The organism is Planomicrobium stackebrandtii, assembly GCF_030814955.1.
GTDB lineage: Bacteria > Bacillota > Bacilli > Bacillales_A > Planococcaceae > Planococcus > Planococcus stackebrandtii.
The window spans coordinates 72,484-90,488 of sequence record NZ_JAUSWB010000010.1; the positions used below are offsets into that span (position 1 = coordinate 72,484).

Below are 18,005 nucleotides of genomic sequence, written 5' to 3' on the forward strand. Positions count from 1 at the left end.
CCCTACCTCATGAACGCAGGAAACAGGATTTTTTTATTCATGACATCGTAAATTCCTTTTTGCGTAACCCGAACATACGGCAGGTGGGTGGCTTGTAAAAACAGCAGCGTGTAAACCGCATCGCCGTGCTTATAGCCTCGTTCTTTGAGCGCTTTCTTCAGCGCTTTTTCCTGTTCGATCAACTGTTCCATCGGCAGATCCGACATCACGCCTCCATATGGAAGCGGCAGCGTTTGCACGATTTCACCGTTTTCAGCAAGAATGATTCCGCCTTTTAAGCGTTTCAGTTCATTAAAAGCTATCCACATATCTTTACGGCTTTTGCCGATTAGAATAATATCGCCCGTGTTGGTATACGAGGACGCAAATCCATCCAATCCCGGCGCAAATCCTTTGATCAGCGTATTGACGCGCCATTTTCCTTTTTTATCAATCAGCATCAAAAAACTTTCATCATGCAGCTTTGATAAATCGGAGTCGTGGCTGTCCACACTTACTGAATAAGGTTTTGTGATGACGTCGTTTACCATTTCAATACCAAAAGGCATCGAAAACTGGAAATCATCATCTGTCAGTTCATAGTCAATATCAAGGTCAGGCAATATGGACCAATCGATATTCGGCAATGACTGCACTTTTTCACCATCCCTTTTCAGCCAAACCCCTTTTGAAATAACTCCTGATGGCACTGGATTTTCCAGTGTATCAAGAATGTTCAGGTTGGCGTAGCGGCCTGTCGCAATAAGGCCGTGCAAGCTGGTTACATTATAATAGCGGGCCACGTTATAAGAGGCCATCATATAGGCATCGATCGGCGGTACACCCGCTTCCAGTGCGATTTTAATGCACAGGTCCATGACCCCATCCAAATGAAATGCCGGCGTTGAGCCGTCTGTAGTCATCATCAGCTTGTCAAAGACATTCAAATCCCGCTCAACAATCCCTTTTAATAGATCCGGAAGATCCGGACGAATGGACGAATGCCGAAGCGTTACGCCGTAACCGTGGAGCAGGCGCATTTCAACTTCATCCACCGTCATCGCTTCATGATCACCATCGGCTCCAAGCAAACGCATGCGGGCCAAGGTCTTTTCAGAAGCACCCGGGAAATGCCCTTCGATTTTCTTCAAGCCCATTTTAGCTTTTTGAATCCAATACAGCATTTGGTCATCGCCAGCCATCAGCTTTGGCCAGCCGGTCAATTCGCCGCCCAATAATACATCCTGGCGATCAAGCCATTCTCCCACTGAAGTCGAAGTGAATAATTTATCTTCATCATTCAATTCGGTCTGCGAATCAAAACGGGTCCACCAATAAAAACTGAACGGCAGCTCCGCCAATTGGTCCAGCAATGAAAACGCTTTCTCATTATCAAGCGCTAAAAAGAAGGTTAGGTTGTCAGAGAGGAACATGGTGGTTCCGCCTTGAGCCGCATAATCTGCAAAGCTTTGAGGATTATATAATTGAGAAGGATGAACATGAGGTTCTATGTATCCCGGAACAATAAATTTGTCCGTCATGTCTGCTACTTCGGTAGATGCGTCAATTTTCGGCATTTCTTTTCCAGCATAGACGATGCGGTCATTTGATATCCAAATATTCCCTGTTACCCATTTTTTAAAAATTCCGTGGAGATAGGTTGCATTTGTCAAAACAAGATCCGGTGCAACTTCCTTTGTGACAATCTTTAATTGATTTCGAATCTCGGTGTTCTTCCATAGAGGATTTACCATTTGCCGGCACCTTCTTTCTGCTATTTCAATACTTAATATCGTAGCATAATTATACAATGAAATACAGTTATCCCCTAAAAAAACGGGAACATTCCGGTTAAATGAGGACACAAAAAATCCACGCGAATGCGTGGATTTAGGATTAATTATTGATCGGATCACTGAACGGTTTCAAGACATCTTTTTTCTCTTCCTCCTGGAAGGTCAATACGTCTGAAACGGAATCATATGATTCCCCGTAGAACTGCTCATCCTTATAGGTGTGGATATCCTGATACATTTTCTGCATTCCTTCGAAAATCTGCTCTTCTGTTTCTCCGCTTGGAGTCCAGTAAAGAATTTCCATCGAATTCTCTTCACCGGTTGCCAGTGAACGTCGGCAATAGCCGATTGACGAGGCGTGTTCGAATCCTTCACGAGCGTAAAAACGCAGACGTTTTTCCGTGTCCGTATCTTCGTAGTTGACCGGCTCGACTTCCAGGATAATCGGCTTGTTTTTGTCCTTCAGCATCTGCAAGGTCTTTTTGCCAAGACCCATGCCGCGGGATTCTTTCGATACAAACAAATAATCGACAAAGGTAAAGTTCGGGAATTCTGCATACATCAAGACATGATAAGGACCCTCATCTTTATAGTAGACACTGCCCTTTTCTTTGAGCAATGCATCCATATGCTCTTTTGACTTCATTTCTTCAACTGGAAAATACTGATTTAATTTTTCATACCAATTCATAATCTGTCTCCTTTCAAATTTTAAATGCCCTGCTGATTTTGTTTCTGAGGTCGTAACGGGTTTGCCATTCTGGAGTTTAAATAGAGGTAAACGTGGGCTGTTGAAAATCCTCAACTTTGGCTTTTATCGCCTATAGGGCAGGCAATAAAACAAAAATGACACAGCTTCTTGTCGAATTTGTGTCATTTAAGATTATAGCATATATAAAATTATTTTGCACGCCATCCGATGTCTGTGCGGTAGAAAAAACCGTCCCAATGCAAGGTCTCCAGCTGTTCATAGACTTTGTTCTGAGCGCTTTGGATAGAAGCTCCGCTTGCGGAAACGAGGAGCACACGTCCTCCATTTCCTGCAAAGCTGCCATTGGACAGCTTTGTTCCGGCATGGGTCACTTCGACTCCTGAAAGCTTCGCCAAATCAGGCAAAAGAGCGCCTTTTTCGACTGTCTCCGGATAGCCGTCCGCCGCAATGACTACACCAAGCACGGCTTGGTTGTCCCACTCCAGTTGAGCTGGCTGTCCTTTTAAAATTGTATCGATAAATAAACCAAAATCGGTGGCCATTCGGGGCAGCACTACCTGGGTTTCCGGATCTCCGAAACGTGCGTTGAACTCAATGACTTTTGGGCCATTTTCCGTCAAAATGACGCCGGTGTAGAGAATACCATCAAAAGGTGTCCCTTCCGATGCCATCGCTTTGACAGCCGGTTCAACTATTTCTGTAAAAGTTTCGTCAATGATGGCCTGGGAGATTTGCGGTACCGGTGAGTACGCGCCCATGCCGCCGGTATTCGGACCGCGGTCGCCATCGTAAGCGCGCTTATGGTCCTGCGAAATGACCATCGGATAAATCTGGCCGTCGCAGACAAAAGACATGAACGAAAACTCTTCCCCGTCCAAAAATTCCTCGATGACGACTTTGGATCCCGATTCACCAAATTTTTGTCCTTCCAGCATGTCGTTGACGGCATTGACGGCTTCCTCTTCCGTCAATGCCACAACAACCCCTTTGCCGGCAGCAAGGCCATCCGCCTTGATGACAATCGGCGCACCGTGCTGCCGGATAAAGGCAATCGCTGCAGCTGCTTCGGTAAAAGTTTCATAACCTGCAGTCGGAATCTTGTACTTTTTCATCAATTCTTTGGCAAAAGCTTTGCTGCCTTCAATTTGGGCCGCCGCTTTAGACGGGCCAAAAATCCGGAGTCCCTTGGCTTCAAAAAAATCGACGATTCCTTCGGATAGCGGCTGTTCAGGACCGACAAAACTGAAGTCCACTCCCTGCCGCTCGGCAAAGTCCGCTAAGCCGGCAAAATCCATTTCATCGATTGCGATTACTTCAGCATCCTCGCGCATCCCATCATTTCCAGGAGCTGCAAAAACGTTCGTGACGGACGGAGATTTCGCGAACTGTCGTACAATGGCATGTTCCCGTCCGCCTCTTCCAATGACCAGTACTTTCATCTTGCTTCACCTCGATTAATGTTTGAAATGGCGGACGCCGGTAAAGATCATGGCAATTCCGTATTCGTTCGCTTTATCGATTGACTCCTGGTCTTTTTTGGAGCCGCCCGGCTGAATGATGGCTTTGATGCCTGCCTGTGCAGCAGCTTCCACCGTATCGCTCATCGGGAAAAACGCATCTGATGCCATGATAGCGCCTTGTGCTGCTTCGCCGGCTTGCTCCAACGCGATTTTAGCAGAACCCACGCGGTTCATCTGGCCCGCACCGATGCCCAATGTCATTTCAGAATTGCATACGACAATGGCATTCGATTTAACGTGTTTGACAACACTCCAGCCAAGCTTGAGTGCAGCAAGTTCGGCTGCTGTCGGCTGACGTTCTGTCGCAATTTGGATGTCTGCATCCTCATAACCGAAAACATCCGGCTGCTGGATCAACAAGCCGCCTTCAACGGTAACCGTGTTCCATTTGTCTGTAGTTTTGCGGTCAAACGGAATGGTCAAAAGACGGATGTTCTTTTTCTGTGTCAGCAATTCAATTGCTTCATCAGAAAAGGCTGGAGCAATAATTATTTCCAGGAAAATCGTCGCCAATTGCTTGGCAGTTTCTGCATCCACTTCACGGTTCAATGCGACGATGCCGCCAAAAATAGAAGTGGAGTCGGCTTCATAGGCTTTTCCGAAAGCATCTGCAATGGTTTCACCTGTACCTACGCCGCATGGGTTCATGTGTTTCACGGCAACTGCTGCCGGCATTTTGAATTCCTTGATAATCTGAAGAGCAGCATTGGCGTCTTGGATATTGTTATACGATAATTCTTTGCCGTGCAGCTGATTGGCATTGGCAATGGAAAAATCCGACCCAAGCGGGCTGCGGTAAAATGCGGCTTTTTGATGAGGATTTTCTCCGTAACGAAGGGTTTGGGACAATTCATACGTAAGTGTCAATTGGTCCGGGTATTCCTCGCCCGTCAAGTCAGTCAAATAGTTGGAGATATAAGAATCATAAGCAGCAGTATGGCGGAAAACTTTCGCAGCCAGACGGCGTCTTGTTTCAGGTGTGGTAGATTGTCCACTGTGCAATTCAGTCAATACTCCAGCATAATCGGCTGCATCGACAATCACGGTGACGTAGGCATGATTTTTTGCAGCAGAACGCAGCATTGTCGGTCCACCAATATCAATGTTCTCGATAGCATCATCTACTGAGACATCGGGTTTGGCGATTGTTTCACGGAAAGGGTATAAATTGACGCAGACGATATCGATTGGAGAAATGCCGTTTTCAGCCATTTGGCTTTGGTGCTCGGCATCATCATGCTTAGCCAATAGTCCTCCGTGTACAAGCGGATGCAAAGTTTTTACTCGGCCGCCTAAAATTTCTGGAAACTTGGTAATTTCATCTACAGCAGTAATGGAAACGCCGCTTTCTTCAAGAAATTTCTTCGTGCCGCCTGTCGACAGGAGTTCGTAGCCCATTTTTTCCAGCTCCTGTGCAAACTCCAATATCCCTGATTTGTCCGATACACTAAGTAATGCTCTTTTTTTCACAAATAGTCCTCCTAAAGATTAAGACCGACAGTGTTATCGGTCGAATAATTGCTGCAAAGCTGCAGGATATAATTCATGTTCAATCTGATGGATCTGTTGCTCGACTTCTTCGCGCCCGCGTCCCGCAACTGGAAACGACTGCTGCATGATGATGCTGCCCGTATCCATGCCGGCGTCCACGTAATGCACCGTTACTCCAGCTTCCTGTGCACCTGCCGCCATTGTTTGGCCGATAGCATCTTTGCCTGGAAAAGCAGGAAGGACCGAAGGATGAATATTGACAATGCGGTTTTCATAAGCTTCCAGCAGAACCGGACCAATCAAGCGCATATAGCCCGCCAACACGATCCACTGTACTCCCAGCCCCTGCAGTTTCTCTTTCAGCATCTGTTCATAATGCTGTTTGGATTCGAATTCGGATGGCACAAAAGCAAAAGAAGCCACTTCTGCATTACGCGCACGCTCCAAGACAAAGGCTTGCGGTTTGTCTGTGACAACAAGCACAAGTTCAGCCTGCAGTTTGCCGCCAGCAATCGCATCAGCAATGGCTTGGAAATTAGAACCATTGCCCGACGCAAAAACAGCGATTTTGGGTTTATTGTTCATTCAACGTGCCGTCCTGTTCCCCTTCGAATTGAACGCCTTCGATGCTTGAAACGCGGCCAATCTGGAACGCCTGCTCGCCGTTTGCTTGAGCCGTTTTCAGGACCTGTTCCGCATCTTCATGAGCGACAGCCAATACAAAGCCGATGCCCATATTGAAAACGGAATACAGGTCACGGTCCGCAAGTTCCCCTTTTTCCTTCAGCAACTTGAATATATCAAGCACCGGCCAGCTGCCGATGGCGATTTCTGCGCCTAAACCGTCCGGCATCATCCGTGGAATGTTTTCAATAAAACCTCCGCCTGTTACATGAGCCATGCCGTGAATAGCCGTTTCATTGCCTATGGCTGCAACGGCTTTGGCATATATTTTGGTCGGCGTCAAAAGAACGTCGCCGATCGGACCAAGTGCTTCATAGCCTTCAACTTTTTGGTCGAGCTCCAAGTTATTCTGGTCAAAGATAATGTGGCGCACCAGCGAATAGCCATTCGAATGAATGCCGCTAGAAGCGAGGCCGATCAGGACATCGCCCGCTGCGATTTTTTCTCCAGTGACGATTTTGGATTTCTCCGCAGCGCCCACTGCAAAACCTGCAATATCGTATTCATCTTCTTCATAGAGTCCCGGCATTTCAGCCGTTTCTCCGCCTATCAATGCAGCGCCTGCCTGAACGCAGCCGTCCGCTACTCCTTTGACAATTTGTTCAATTTTTTCAGGAACTGCCTTGCCAACTGCGATATAGTCTAGAAAAAACAAAGGTTCTGCACCTTGCGCAACAATGTCATTGACGCACATTGCGACGCAATCGATGCCGATTGTATCGTGGCGGTCTGCCATGAAGGCCAGCTTCAATTTCGTGCCCACGCCATCCGTCCCGGAAACAAGAACCGGTTCTTTCAAATTCAGCTCGGATAAATCGAACATGCCGCCGAAGCCGCCGAACGCACCCAGCATTCCTTTGCGCGCTGTCCGTTCCACATGGGATTTCATGCGGTTGACCGCTTCATAGCCTGCTTCGATATTGACGCCTGCTTTTTCATATGCTTTTGACACACCGGTTCCCCCTTATTTCACTTTTTCTTTTTCGTGCGGCAATACTGTATCCGGATAAATATTGGTCGGGTATTCGCCTGTAAAACAAGCCAGGCAATGCCCGCATTTCGATCCAGGATCGGTTCGTCCGATATTTTGGACCATCCCGTCCACTGACAGGAAGGTCAGCGAATCCGCACCGATAATTTCGCGCATTTCTTCCACTGTATTGTTAGAGGCGATCAATTCGCCTGCCGTGCTGATATCAATGCCGTAAAAGCAAGGATTTTTGATGGGCGGTGAACTGATGACCACATGCACTTCTGTTGCTCCTGCTTCTTTCAGCAAGTTGACGATGCGCCGTGAAGTCGTGCCGCGGACGATCGAATCATCCACCATGATGACGCGTTTGCCTTTTACCACTTGGCGGACTGGCGACAGTTTCATCTTGACGCCCTGTTCGCGAAGATCCTGGGAAGGCTGGATAAACGTCCGTCCCACATAGCGGTTTTTGATCAATCCCAATTCATATGGAATGCCGCTTTGTTCCGAGTAGCCGATTGCTGCCGAAATACTGGAATCGGGAACACCGGTTACCACATCCGCTTCAATCTGCACTTCTTTCGCCAATTGGACGCCGAGGCGTTTTCTCGCAGTATGGACATTGATGCCATCGATATCCGAATCCGGACGGGAGAAATAGACGTATTCCATCGTACAGATCGCCCGCTCTTCCGGATAAGCAAAACGTTCTGCACGCATGCCGTCTTTTGTCACAATCAAAAACTCACCTGGTTCAACCGAACGGACAAATTCCGCTCCAACAATATCAAACGCACATGTTTCCGAGGCCGTTACCCAAGCATCCCCGAGTTTCCCAAGGGATAGCGGGCGCAAGCCATTCGGATCCAAGGCAATATACATCGCTTCCTCTGTCAAGATGACGCAGGCAAATGCCCCCTTCAACAAAGACAGGGCATTTTTAGCCTTTTCTTCAAACGATGCATAGCCGCTTCTTTTGATCAAATGGGCCAGCACTTCCGTATCGGAAGTTGTTTGAAAAATGCTTCCTTGGCGTTCCAGATGGCCTTTTAGCTGAGTAGCGTTGACAAGGTTGCCGTTATGTGAAATCGCCAGGCTGCCGGTAGTCGAATTAAAGAGCAGGGGCTGGACATTTTCAATGCCGCTGCCCCCCGCTGTTGCATAGCGCACGTGGCCAATAGCCCCATGCCCTGCAATTTTTTCTATTTTTTCAGGCGTAAACACTTCACTGACCATGCCTTCGCCTTTCAATGGGCGAAGAGCATCACCGTCTGTCGAAACAATTCCTGCGCCTTCCTGGCCACGGTGCTGCAAAGCGTGCAGCCCGTAATAGGTCAGTTGGGTTGCGTTGGGATGGCCCCATATTCCAAAGACACCACATTCTTCGTTTAAGCTTCTGATTTCAGCAAGCATGGGATAGCTCCTTTCCAAGCTGAGCGAAGCGTTGCGACTGAATCGTTGACCCAAGCCGTACCGTCTTCACCGTTGATCACTAAGTTGTCTCCCGTGACTTGGCCGATTTTCTTGGCATCTGATACGATTTCTTCGAATTGTGCTGCTTTTTCCGGGCTGACCGTCATAACAAAGCGTGATTGCGATTCGCTGAACAAAGCCGTTGTCGCTGATCCGGACAAGGTAACGTCCATTCCCAATCCTTTGCCGAAGGTTTTTTCAGCCAATGCGACGGCAACACCGCCTTCAGCAACGTCATGTGCCGAAGCGATAAGACCTTGTTGGATGGCTGAAAGAATTTCCTGTTGGCGCTTTGCTTCCACTGTCAAATCAATCGCTGGCGCTTTGCCGAAAATGCGCCCTTCGACCATCTTTTGCAGTTCACTGCCGCCAAATTCCGTAAAGCTTTCCCCGATCAAATACACCAGGTCGCCTTGCTTCTTGGCATCTTGCGTCGTGACGTGTGACAGGTCTTCAACAAGTCCGACCATGCCGATTGTCGGCGTCGGGTAAATGGCGGTGCCATTGGTTTCATTGTATAACGAGACGTTTCCGCCGATAACTGGAGAATCCAGGATTGTACAAGCTTCAGACATGCCGTCTGCCGCTTTTTCAAGCTGCCAGAAGATTTCCGGTTTCTCCGGATTGCCGAAGTTCAGGCAATCGGTGATGGCAAGAGGCTTCGCACCAGAAACGACCACATTGCGCGCCGCTTCCGCTACTGCGATTTTGCCGCCGGTTTCCGGGTCCAGATAAATATAGCGCGAGTTGCAATCCGTCGTCATGGCAAGCCCTTTATTGGTGCCGCGGACACGGACAACTGCTGCATCCGACCCAGGGCTGACCACAGTGCTCGTACGTACTTGGTGGTCATACTGATCGTAGACCCATTCTTTTGAAGCGATGGTCGGCTGTTTCAGTAGCGCCGTCAAAGTTTCATTGTAGTCCGAGACTTTTGGCTCAACATTGTCCAGCTGCTGGAACTCCGTAAAGTAAGCAGGGACTGCTGAAGGCTTGTGGTAAACCGGCGCATCTTCTGCAAGCGCATCGACTGGTACTTCTGCAACGATTTCCCCTTTATGCTTCAGACGAAGCGTAGAGTCGTCTGTCACGGTGCCGACAGTTACTGCGTCCAATCCGTATTTCTCAAACAACTCGACGATTTCAGGCTCGCGTCCCGCTTGGACCACGATGAGCATGCGCTCCTGTGATTCAGACAGCATCATTTCGTAAGCCGTCATGCCGGTTTCGCGCTGTGGAATGTGGTCGAGATCCATCTCGATGCCGGATCCGGCTTTTGAAGCCATTTCAGCTGAAGATGAAGTCAATCCGGCTGCACCCATGTCTTGAATGCCGATCAGCGCATCCGATTTGATTAACTCAAGGCAAGCTTCCAATAACAGCTTCTCCATAAATGGATCTCCGACTTGTACAGCCGGACGGTTTTTATCAGAGCCGTCTGTCAGTTCCTCGGATGCGAAAGTCGCTCCGTGGATGCCGTCACGTCCTGTTTTAGCGCCAACGTACATGACCGGGTTGCCAGTGCCTTTGGCGATTCCTTTTTGGATATCTTCGTGATTAATCAATCCGACACACATCGCATTGACCAATGGATTGCCGTCATAGGATTCATCAAACTGGACTTCCCCGCCGACTGTCGGGATGCCGATGCAGTTTCCGTAGCCCGCGATGCCGGCTACCACTTCTTCAAACAGGTATTTTACCCGCGGAGTGGTTAATTCACCAAAGCGAAGCGAGTTCAATAACGCAATCGGACGTGCGCCCATCGAGAAGACGTCGCGGATAATTCCGCCGACGCCGGTGGCAGCACCCTGGTAAGGTTCGATAGCTGAAGGGTGGTTATGCGATTCCATTTTGAACACGACAGCTTGCCCATCGCCGATGTCTACAATTCCAGCGCCTTCGCCCGGTCCCTGCAGGACACGTTCTCCTTTGGTTGGAAACTTAGCCAGGACCGGTTTTGAATTTTTATAAGAACAGTGTTCAGACCACATAACCGAAAACAAACCCGTTTCCGTGTAGTTCGGTGTTCTTCCTAAAATTTCTTCGACCATTGCGAATTCCGCATCCGATAAGCCCATTTGCTGATAAATTTTCTGTTCTTTTATCTGAGCAGCATTTGGTTCAAGCATGACTGACATGTGCTTCCCTCCACTGTTTTACGATTGATCTGAATAAAGCCAATCCATCCTTGCCGCCGATCAAGTCGGATACTGCACGTTCAGGATGGGGCATCATGCCGAGCACGTTTCCGCGGTCATTGATGATGCCTGCGATATTGTTGCGGCTGCCGTTAAAATCATCTGCATACGTAAAGACGATTTGATTGTTTTCCTTGAGGTGAGTGTATGTCGCATCGTCGCAGTAATAATTGCCTTCTCCGTGGGCGATTGGAATTTGAATTTCCTGGCCCTGTTCGTATTCGTTGGTGAACAATGTGTTATTGTTCTCAACTTTCAATCCAACGGTACGGCACATGAACTTCAGGTTTTTGTTGCGCAGCAGAACACCTGGCAACAGCCCAGCTTCCGTCAAGATCTGGAAGCCGTTGCAGATTCCAAGAACCGGTTTTCCTGCTTCCGCTGCTTTTCTTACTTCATCCATGACACCAGAAAATTGCGCAATCGCGCCGCAGCGCAGGTAATCGCCGTATGAAAATCCGCCTGGCAGCAAAATTCCGTCATAGCTGCTCAAATCTTTTGAGTCATGCCAAACGTATTCCGCTTCTTCACCTAGTTCGTCCTTGACCGCATGATACATATCCAAGTCACAATTTGAGCCGGGGAAAACAATCACTGCGAATTTCATTGCGAGACAACCTCCTCAATTTCGTAACGGTAATCTTCAATAACCGTGTTCGCTAACAATCGATGGCACAGCTCGTTGACCAATGCATCCACATCCCGTTCGCTGTCTCCGATAACCAATTCCAGGTATTTGCCGATTCGTACGTCTTCCACTTCACCATAGCCCATTTTATGAAGAGAGCCCATAACTGCAGAACCTTGTGGGTCCAATACACTTTCACGCAATGTTACGTATACTTTTACTTTTTTCATGAGTGTTGTCCTCCTAGACGAGTTAAAATGAGTTCGTACGCTTCAGTCAAATTTCCAAGATTGCGGCGGAATACGTCTTTATCAAGCTTTTGTTTGGTTTCCATATCCCAAAGCCGGCAAGTATCCGGCGAAATTTCATCTGCCAGAAGAATGTTGCCATCCGTGTCGCGGCCAAATTCGATCTTGAAATCGACCAGATCCACACCGACTTCTTTGAAAAAACCAATCAGAATATTGTTGATTTCGCGCGCCTTTTGCTTAAGCTCTGCTACTTCTTCTGCAGTTGCCAAGTTCAGCATGCCGACGTGCTCATCTGTGATCAAGGGATCGCCTAATTCATCATCTTTCAAATAAAACTCTACTACCGGACGGCTGATGGCCACGCCTTCTTCAATCCCCAGGCGTTTGGCCATGCTGCCGGCTGTAATGTTGCGGACCACTACTTCCAATGGAATGATGCTGACGCTCTGCACCAATTGTTCATGGTCAGACAATTGCTTGACGAAATGAGAAGCAATGCCCGCTTCCTGCAATTTCGTGAAAATCAGTGACGTGATTTTATTGTTCAAAATGCCTTTTCCGGTGATTTCTTCTTTCTTTTCACCGTTGAAAGCCGTTGCTGAATCTTTATATTCCACCCACAAAATTCCCTGTTCGTCCGTTGCATACAAGCGTTTTGCTTTTCCTTCGTACAATAACTGACCTTTTTCCATTTTTAAAAGCCCCCGTTTAGTTTAGTCCAAGTCGATCGAAAATCATGTCCACTTGCTGCAGGTGATGGTTGTAATCAAAGCAGTCGTCCAATTCTTCTTTCGATAACTTTGAAGTAATGGTTTCATTCGCTTCCACGATTTTGCGGAAATGCGTCTGGTTTTCCCATGCTTCCATCGCACAAGGCTGTACTGTGTCGTAAGCCTCTTCACGAGCCATTCCTTTATCGATCAAAGCCAACAGCACGCGCTGCGAATAAATCAGGCCAAGCGTTGAATCCATATTGCGTTTCATGTTTTCAGGGAACACCGTCAAGTTTTTGACGATATTGCCTAAACGGTTCAGCATATAATTCAGTGCAATCGTCGCGTCCGGCAAAATCACACGCTCTGCAGATGAATGCGAAATATCGCGTTCGTGCCAAAGTGCAACATTCTCGTAAGCTGTCAGCATATAGCCGCGAATCAGACGGGCAAGCCCTGTCATGTTTTCAGAACCAATCGGGTTGCGTTTATGCGGCATGGCAGAAGAGCCTTTCTGGCCTTTCGCAAAGAATTCCTCTACTTCACGCGTTTCTGATTTTTGCAGTCCACGGATTTCCGTAGCAAATTTTTCAATCGATGAACCGATCAATGCGAGAACGCTCAAATACTGTGCATGGCGGTCGCGCTGCAAAGTTTGTGTCGAAATCGGTGAAGCTGCAAGTCCCAACTCTTTGCAGACATAAGCTTCCACAAACGGATCTATATTGGCATAAGTTCCGACTGCACCGGACATTTTGCCTGTTTCAATGGAGGCCGCAGCTGCTTCGAAACGTTCCAGGTTGCGTTTCATTTCCTCGTGCCACAACGCCAGCTTCAAACCGAAAGTCGTTGGCTCTGCATGGACACCGTGCGTCCGGCCCATCATGACTGTCATTTTATGTTCTTTTGCTTTAGTTGCAAGAATTTCGATGAAGTTCGTCAAATCTTTACGGATAATAACGTTTGCTTGTTTCAAAAGGTATGAAAGAGCTGTGTCTACCACATCTGTTGACGTTAAGCCGTAATGAACCCATTTTCGCTCTTCTCCAAGTGTTTCCGATACCGCTCTTGTGAAAGCTACCACATCGTGGCGTGTTTCTTCTTCAATTTCCAAAATGCGGTCTACTGAAAAAGAAGCGCCCTTGCGGATTTTTGCCACGTCTTCTTTAGGGATATCTCCGATTTCAGCCCAAGCTTCACATGCCAGAATTTCAACTTCCAGCCATGCATTGTATTTGTTTTCATCTGTCCAAATTGCGCCCATTTCAGGCCGTGTGTAGCGTGCGATCATTTGTAAGTTCCTCCAATTATTCCGGCCAGATGCCGGATGCTTCTATTTCACTTAAAGTCGCCTCTAAGTCTTCCGTTAATATCGTAACATGTCCCATCTTCCGTTTCTGCTTCGCTTCGTCTTTTCCATATAAATGAATCGACCAATTCGGAAATTGTGCGATTTTCGAAGTCAGCGGCGCAACATGTTCGCCCAGTACGTTGACCATTACTGCGTCTGACCATAACTTTGGCTGTCGCAGCGGCCATCCGCAAACGGCACGAACATGCTGATGAAATTGTGAGATGTTTGCTGCTTCGATTGAGTAATGCCCGGAGTTGTGCGGGCGCGGAGCCAGTTCATTGACAATGATGCTGCCGTTTTCCAAAACAAACATTTCCACCGCCAACGTTCCCACCATATTCAGATGTGCCGCGATTTTCTCAGCTGCTTGCTGGGCTTGAACGAACGTTTCTTTACCGATTCGAGCCGGTACAATCGTTTCATGCAAAATATGATCTTTGTGAATATTTTCGCCGATTGGCAAAATAGCTGTTTCTCCGTGGACATTGCGCTGAATGATCACCGAAATCTCTTTTGTGAAAGTAACAAAAGCTTCTGCTACACACTCGCCATTCTCAAATAGCGTTTCTGCCAAATGCAGTTCATCTATAGAAGTAACAGTTTGCTGCCCTTTGCCATCATATCCGCCACGCGCAGTTTTTACCACGAAAGGAAGAGGCAGCTTGCTGCTTTTCTCTGTTAGTTCTTTGAATGTAGAAGCTGTAATATAGTCTGCGACAATCACACCAGCCTCAGAAATGGCTTGCTTCTCAAAAATCCGATCCTGTGTCACACGAATCAATTCGGCTCCTTGTGGCACATAGGCGATTTCTGATAGCTTCGCCAAACCATCAACATCGATATTTTCAAACTCATAAGTGATAACATCACTCACTTCAGCTAATTCTTCCAATGCATGCTGATCGTTGAAAGGAGCGACAATCTGTATGTCGGCTACTTGGCCGGTCGGCGAATCCATTCCCGGATCAAGAACTGCAATTTTAAACCCGGCTTCTTTTGCTGCAAGAGCCATCATGCGCCCCAGCTGTCCGCCACCGATAATTCCAATCGTTTGGCCCGGCAAAATGGTTTTTGTCATACCAAGTCACCTGAACTTTCTATAACAGCAGCCGCTGTCCGGTCACGTCTTTCCTGTAAGGCATGTGCCGCTGCTTCGTCGACTGTACCGAGTATTTGAGCTGCCAGCAAGCCGGCATTTACAGCGCCTGCTTTGCCGATGGCCACAGTAGCTACTGGAACCCCGCCTGGCATCTGAACGATGGATAACAAGGAATCCAAGCCGTTTAACGCTTTGGATTGAATAGGTACACCGATAACCGGCAATGTGGTCTTTGCTGCTACCATGCCTGGCAAATGTGCGGCTCCGCCTGCTCCTGCAATAATGACATGAAGCCCTCGATCACGTGCCTGTTCGGCGTAGCTGAACATCAAATCCGGTGTCCGGTGTGCTGAAACCACTTTCTTTTCATAGGTCAATCCCAACTCATCCAATACGTCACACGCATGCTTCATTGTTTCCCAATCACTCGTACTTCCCATAATGATGCCAATTCGCGGGTTCATCGATTACACTCTCCTTTTAAAAAATAAAAAGCCCTTAAGTAAACTGCTCACATAACGTGAAAAGCAGTTTACTTAAGGACTGTACATGAAACGAATTTATGGATGAGGACATAGATAAGCCCTCCTTCGTTTTACGATCCACTAAGTTGCTTTCCCGCATAGTCCGGACATTACGGTGTCCTGGTAGAGACGCAGAAGCCAATTCTTCTGCATATATGGGGTATCCTCATTTATCATAACAAGCCTGCTAAAGCACGTCAATGATAAAGTCGAACAATAGGTTATTCAATCATTTAATCGTTCGGATTTATAAGGGATATTTTGTTATTGTTCCAGTTTACTCCCTTTAAATTTAACTATTTGCCTGATTGGCACAGGCTGACCATTTATTTCTTCAAACAAGGGCTCTTCTTTTCGTCCAACTGCAGCATAGCCCAATGCTTTCATTCGATCCAGGCATTGAGAGATGGATTCATGTTCTTCGACTTCAAACCATATCGTATTTTTACTCATTTATACAAATTGCCCCTTTTCACTGTCTTTACCCAAAACCCGCCATGTATTGTTTTAGCTTCGTATGCGATGATAAAAGCTTTCGGATCAATTTCCTGAATAGCTTTATACAATTTTAATTCCATTTTTCGCGGAGTCAAAATTTGCATCGATTGCCGTCCGCCATCACGTCCATTGGCGTTCCAGTCCGTAACGCCATAGCCTTTTTCCCTTAGCTGCTTGGGCAAATATTCCCCAGCTTCGCTGGTAATGACGTTTACCGTAATGTAGCCTAAAGCCATTTTTTCTTCGATTTTTGAACCGATGATAACTCCAGATCCATATCCCAAAGCATAAGCGATCAGGTTTTGGATTTGGTCTAGATTATCAAGAACCAATCCAAGTCCTACTATATAGATGACGACTTCCACCATACTGACAACAGCAGCTAAATAGCGATAGCCTTTTAATGTCATGATCATTCGCACTGTAAAAAATGTTACGTAAACGATATTGATCGAAAAAATAATCAACACCATCAGCCACGGATTTACATCCAATCTCTACACCCTTTCAATCTTTCAGTTTCCTACAAGAATTAGTTTTCATATTAGGGGAAAATTCTACAGAATGCAAGAGCGAAAAGGCGTGGAAAGTCTTGCTGTATATAGGAATCCCGCCAATCCTCTAAACTTTTGTATCAATTTATGCCTTGGGTTGCAAAAATGCAAATATTTTGGGAGCCGTATGAATAAACAAAGTGCGTAATTTCCATTAAAAATAGAGCTTATTTTCTATTAAATAGTTTTTTGCATAAGTAAAATCTGTACATTACTTTTTTTTAAATCAACCCAGACACATATGGATGTACAAAGACGATTGCTGCTGTGCACGATTCCCAACGAAGTTTCTAGAACGATTGTTTCGTCTTGGTTTAATTAGTCCATAGTCGCGCTAATGACAAAAGAGCCACTTTTAAAAAGAGAATTCTAATTCCCTTAATCTACTTGGAGCTGCTTTGTCAGGTATCTGCTGTGAAATGCTAGGTCAGTTTATTCTGTAAAAAAGATAAATTTGTTTTTCGCATGAACTCCTGCCTTAACAAGTTTTTTGTTAAAGTATCAAGTCGCTAGCCATGAAGATATGTGTTTCACAAAACTCTGATGGCGATAAGAACTGGTTTATTGATATCCAAAATCCAGCTTTTAGCCGGCTGGGTTAATTCAAAGGTTAACAGCGTTTGAGTTATGCTGATGTTCCTTATTCTATAAGCTGAATTTAAGAAACGGCAGTTTGAAATCGCTTTGTTTAAACCAAGACGATTGTCCTGTATAAAATCACCGGAATTGAAGTTCTAAGATAAGCCGGAAAGACTAATCTTTTTATTGCACATTCTTCTAGTTCGTGGACATGCGACGCCGAGCTGAGCCAGTTAGTTGCCAATAGACAAGTTATATATTTCTTTTCCCTATTTGAAGATAAGAGAAATATGGCACATACTGCTGCAAAATGTCAGCACTTAAATAAACATGTAATTGATTGGCTCATACATGTCTTTTATAGGATAGTAAGCAATTGGCTAAAAGAAGTGTGAATTACCAAGCTTTGATCGCAACTTAGGTTAGTTTATCAATATCCCATCCGGCTATACGCCGGATGGGATATTTCAAGTGTTCGCGGTCTTGGAGTTCTGTAGATAGTTATCGATAATCTTCTCCAGTTTCAGTGCATAAGCTATTTCGATATTAAAGAATGGGGAGTTCCAATTAACTTAACTTTTGAGCCATCATTTTGAAATTATAAAATTTCCGAATGTTTTCTTGATAAATTTTTTTATACAAAAAAGCCGTTACCGGAATCGGTAACGACTTGTTTTGTTTGGTTGCCCAGCGACGTCTTACTCTCACAGGGGGAGACCCCCAACTACCATCAGCGCAAAAGAGCTTAACTGCCGTGTTCGGGATGGGAACGGGTGTGGCCTCTTTGCCATCATCACTGGACTATGTGGTTGAGTGCTTGTTCACTCAAAACTGGATACACGACATTGATCGTTCGGTGAAGCGCTTCACGATACAAAAAATTTGGTTAAGTCCTCGATCGATTAGTATTCGTCAGCTGCACGTGTCGCCACGCTTCCACCTCGAACCTATCTACCTCATCGTCTTTGAGGGATCT

16 protein-coding genes, 2 rRNA genes and 1 riboswitch are annotated in these 18,005 nt (G+C 46.5%); all 18 genes read right to left on the reverse strand.

The window, feature by feature from the left end:
* Positions 1-2: 2 nt before the first annotated feature.
* Complete coding sequence (locus QOZ98_RS17225) at positions 3-1,733, reverse strand: adenine deaminase C-terminal domain-containing protein (RefSeq protein ID WP_308788532.1); 1,731 nt, start codon at positions 1,731-1,733, stop codon at positions 3-5.
* A 142-nt stretch (positions 1,734-1,875) separates the two neighbouring features.
* The gene (locus QOZ98_RS17230; protein WP_142829909.1) at positions 1,876-2,466 is read right to left on the reverse strand and encodes a GNAT family N-acetyltransferase; all 591 of its coding nucleotides are present in this window, start codon (positions 2,464-2,466) and stop codon (positions 1,876-1,878) included.
* Positions 2,467-2,675: 209 nt separating this feature from the next.
* The gene (gene purD / locus QOZ98_RS17235; RefSeq protein ID WP_308788533.1) at positions 2,676-3,926 is read right to left on the reverse strand and encodes a phosphoribosylamine--glycine ligase; all 1,251 of its coding nucleotides are present in this window, start codon (positions 3,924-3,926) and stop codon (positions 2,676-2,678) included.
* A gap of 15 nt (positions 3,927-3,941) precedes the next feature.
* Positions 3,942-5,477: a bifunctional phosphoribosylaminoimidazolecarboxamide formyltransferase/IMP cyclohydrolase gene (purH, locus tag QOZ98_RS17240; protein ID WP_308788534.1), complete on the reverse strand. Its 1,536-nt coding sequence runs from the start codon at positions 5,475-5,477 to the stop codon at positions 3,942-3,944.
* Between the two features lie 33 nt (positions 5,478-5,510).
* Positions 5,511-6,083 carry a phosphoribosylglycinamide formyltransferase gene (purN, locus tag QOZ98_RS17245; protein WP_308788535.1) on the reverse strand — a complete coding sequence of 191 codons (573 nt, stop codon included), beginning with the start codon at positions 6,081-6,083 and terminating at the stop codon, positions 5,511-5,513.
* Positions 6,073-7,134, reverse strand: coding sequence for a phosphoribosylformylglycinamidine cyclo-ligase (gene purM / locus QOZ98_RS17250; RefSeq protein WP_308788536.1), 1,062 nt, complete (start codon positions 7,132-7,134; stop codon positions 6,073-6,075). The genes purN and purM overlap by 11 nt, the downstream gene beginning before the upstream one ends.
* Positions 7,135-7,146: 12 nt before the next feature.
* On the reverse strand, positions 7,147-8,568 hold the full coding sequence (purF, locus tag QOZ98_RS17255; RefSeq protein WP_308788537.1) for an amidophosphoribosyltransferase: 1,422 nt from the start codon (positions 8,566-8,568) through the stop codon (positions 7,147-7,149).
* Complete coding sequence (gene purL, locus QOZ98_RS17260) at positions 8,544-10,769, reverse strand: phosphoribosylformylglycinamidine synthase subunit PurL (protein WP_308788538.1); 2,226 nt, start codon at positions 10,767-10,769, stop codon at positions 8,544-8,546. Before purL ends, purF begins: the two co-directional genes overlap by 25 nt.
* Positions 10,753-11,436 carry a phosphoribosylformylglycinamidine synthase subunit PurQ gene (purQ, locus tag QOZ98_RS17265; RefSeq protein WP_142829923.1) on the reverse strand — a complete coding sequence of 228 codons (684 nt, stop codon included), beginning with the start codon at positions 11,434-11,436 and terminating at the stop codon, positions 10,753-10,755. The genes purL and purQ overlap by 17 nt, the downstream gene beginning before the upstream one ends.
* Positions 11,433-11,687, reverse strand: a complete 255-nt coding sequence (gene purS, locus QOZ98_RS17270; RefSeq protein WP_142829926.1) for a phosphoribosylformylglycinamidine synthase subunit PurS — start codon at positions 11,685-11,687, stop codon at positions 11,433-11,435. Before purS ends, purQ begins: the two co-directional genes overlap by 4 nt.
* Positions 11,684-12,400, reverse strand: a complete 717-nt coding sequence (purC, locus tag QOZ98_RS17275; RefSeq protein WP_308788539.1) for a phosphoribosylaminoimidazolesuccinocarboxamide synthase — start codon at positions 12,398-12,400, stop codon at positions 11,684-11,686. Before purC ends, purS begins: the two co-directional genes overlap by 4 nt.
* Positions 12,401-12,416: 16 nt before the next feature.
* Positions 12,417-13,712, reverse strand: a complete 1,296-nt coding sequence (gene purB / locus QOZ98_RS17280) for an adenylosuccinate lyase (protein ID WP_308788540.1) — start codon at positions 13,710-13,712, stop codon at positions 12,417-12,419.
* Positions 13,713-13,728: 16 nt separating this feature from the next.
* The gene (gene purK, locus QOZ98_RS17285) at positions 13,729-14,853 is read right to left on the reverse strand and encodes a 5-(carboxyamino)imidazole ribonucleotide synthase (protein ID WP_308788541.1); all 1,125 of its coding nucleotides are present in this window, start codon (positions 14,851-14,853) and stop codon (positions 13,729-13,731) included.
* Complete coding sequence (purE, locus tag QOZ98_RS17290) at positions 14,850-15,338, reverse strand: 5-(carboxyamino)imidazole ribonucleotide mutase (protein ID WP_308788542.1); 489 nt, start codon at positions 15,336-15,338, stop codon at positions 14,850-14,852. Before purE ends, purK begins: the two co-directional genes overlap by 4 nt.
* 139 nt (positions 15,339-15,477) lie before the next feature.
* A riboswitch (purine riboswitch) is annotated at positions 15,478-15,577 on the reverse strand.
* Positions 15,578-15,662: 85 nt separating this feature from the next.
* A complete protein-coding gene (locus tag QOZ98_RS17295) occupies positions 15,663-15,851 on the reverse strand; it encodes an NETI motif-containing protein (RefSeq protein ID WP_142829935.1) in 189 nt (62 codons plus the stop codon).
* Positions 15,848-16,369: a DUF2179 domain-containing protein gene (locus QOZ98_RS17300; protein ID WP_407676718.1), complete on the reverse strand. Its 522-nt coding sequence runs from the start codon at positions 16,367-16,369 to the stop codon at positions 15,848-15,850. The genes QOZ98_RS17295 and QOZ98_RS17300 overlap by 4 nt, the downstream gene beginning before the upstream one ends.
* A gap of 1,345 nt (positions 16,370-17,714) precedes the next feature.
* A 5S ribosomal RNA gene (gene rrf / locus QOZ98_RS17305) occupies positions 17,715-17,830 on the reverse strand.
* Between the two features lie 81 nt (positions 17,831-17,911).
* Positions 17,912-18,005, reverse strand: a 23S ribosomal RNA gene (locus tag QOZ98_RS17310); the annotation flags it as partial.

What these genes read in the sequence shown, in the direction of transcription:
- purQ (WP_142829923.1), bottom strand. Translation starts at nt 11,436, where the DNA reads ATGAAATTCGCAGTGATTGTTTTCCCCGGCTCAAATTGTGACTTGGAT.
- purN (WP_308788535.1), bottom strand. Translation starts at nt 6,083, where the DNA reads ATGAACAATAAACCCAAAATCGCTGTTTTTGCGTCGGGCAATGGTTCT.
- QOZ98_RS17300 (WP_407676718.1), bottom strand. Translation starts at nt 16,369, where the DNA reads ATGGTGTTGATTATTTTTTCGATCAATATCGTTTACGTAACATTTTTT.
- purK (WP_308788541.1), bottom strand. Translation starts at nt 14,853, where the DNA reads ATGACAAAAACCATTTTGCCGGGCCAAACGATTGGAATTATCGGTGGC.
- purB (WP_308788540.1), bottom strand. Translation starts at nt 13,712, where the DNA reads ATGATCGCACGCTACACACGGCCTGAAATGGGCGCAATTTGGACAGAT.
- QOZ98_RS17230 (WP_142829909.1), bottom strand. Translation starts at nt 2,466, where the DNA reads ATGAATTGGTATGAAAAATTAAATCAGTATTTTCCAGTTGAAGAAATG.
- QOZ98_RS17295 (WP_142829935.1), bottom strand. Translation starts at nt 15,851, where the DNA reads ATGAGTAAAAATACGATATGGTTTGAAGTCGAAGAACATGAATCCATC.
- purS (WP_142829926.1), bottom strand. Translation starts at nt 11,687, where the DNA reads ATGAAAAAAGTAAAAGTATACGTAACATTGCGTGAAAGTGTATTGGAC.
- purL (WP_308788538.1), bottom strand. Translation starts at nt 10,769, where the DNA reads ATGTCAGTCATGCTTGAACCAAATGCTGCTCAGATAAAAGAACAGAAA.
- purE (WP_308788542.1), bottom strand. Translation starts at nt 15,338, where the DNA reads ATGAACCCGCGAATTGGCATCATTATGGGAAGTACGAGTGATTGGGAA.
- QOZ98_RS17225 (WP_308788532.1), bottom strand. Translation starts at nt 1,733, where the DNA reads ATGGTAAATCCTCTATGGAAGAACACCGAGATTCGAAATCAATTAAAG.
- purC (WP_308788539.1), bottom strand. Translation starts at nt 12,400, where the DNA reads ATGGAAAAAGGTCAGTTATTGTACGAAGGAAAAGCAAAACGCTTGTAT.
- purF (WP_308788537.1), bottom strand. Translation starts at nt 8,568, where the DNA reads ATGCTTGCTGAAATCAGAAGCTTAAACGAAGAATGTGGTGTCTTTGGA.
- purD (WP_308788533.1), bottom strand. Translation starts at nt 3,926, where the DNA reads ATGAAAGTACTGGTCATTGGAAGAGGCGGACGGGAACATGCCATTGTA.